This window comes from Massilia sp. Bi118, assembly GCF_918697865.1.
Classification (GTDB): domain Bacteria; phylum Pseudomonadota; class Gammaproteobacteria; order Burkholderiales; family Burkholderiaceae_D; genus Telluria.
The window spans coordinates 1-1,177 of sequence record NZ_CAKKMV010000046.1; the positions used below are offsets into that span (position 1 = coordinate 1).

Below are 1,177 nucleotides of genomic sequence, written 5' to 3' on the forward strand. Positions count from 1 at the left end.
AGGGGCCAACGTTATAGGGACAAGTGAATAAGTGCACATGGTGGATGCCTTGGCGATTACAGGCGATGAAGGACGTTGTAGCTTGCGATAAGCTGCGGGGAGTGAGCAAACACACTTTGATCCGCAGATTTCCGAATGGGGAAACCCGGCCTTTTAGGTCATCGCATACTGAATACATAGGTATGCGAAGCGAACGCGGCGAACTGAAACATCTAAGTAGCTGCAGGAAAAGAAATCAACCGAGATTCCCAAAGTAGTGGCGAGCGAAATGGGATGAGCCTTGTACGTGATAGTCGATCGGATAGTGGAATGCTCTGGAAATGGCAGCCATAGCGGGTGATAGCCCCGTACACGAAATCCGAACGGTGGTACTAAGCGTACGACAAGTAGGGCGGGACACGAGAAATCCTGTCTGAAGATGGGGGGACCATCCTCCAAGGCTAAATACTCGTAATCGACCGATAGTGAACCAGTACCGTGAGGGAAAGGCGAAAAGAACCCCGGGAGGGGAGTGAAATAGATCCTGAAACCGTGTGCATACAAACAGTCGGAGCCTCTTCGTGGGGTGACGGCGTACCTTTTGTATAATGGGTCAGCGACTTACATTCAGTGGCGAGGTTAACCAGATCGGGGAGCCGTAGAGAAATCGAGTCCGAACAGGGCGACAGTCGCTGGGTGTAGACCCGAAACCAGGTGATCTACCCATGGCCAGGATGAAGGTGCGGTAACACGCCCTGGAGGTCCGAACCCACTAATGTTGAAAAATTAGGGGATGAGCTGTGGGTAGGGGTGAAAGGCTAAACAAACCTGGAAATAGCTGGTTCTCTCCGAAAACTATTTAGGTAGTGCCTCAAGTATCACCACCGGGGGTAGAGCACTGTTATGGCTAGGGGGTCATTGCGACTTACCAAACCATTGCAAACTCCGAATACCGGTGAGTGCGAGCTTGGGAGACAGACGTCGGGTGCTAACGTCCGGCGTCAAGAGGGAAACAACCCAGACCGCCAGCTAAGGTCCCAAAGATTGGCTAAGTGGAAAACGAAGTGGGAAGGCTAAAACAGTCAGGATGTTGGCTTAGAAGCAGCCATCATTTAAAGAAAGCGTAATAGCTCACTGATCGAGTCGTCCTGCGCGGAAGATGTAACGGGGCTAAGCCAGTCACCGAAGCTGCGGATAT

General features: G+C 51.7%; 1 rRNA gene. It reads left to right on the forward strand.

Annotated features, from left to right (window positions below):
• Positions 1-17 precede the first annotated feature (17 nt).
• Positions 18-1,177, forward strand: a 23S ribosomal RNA gene (locus LQV39_RS26305); the annotation flags it as partial.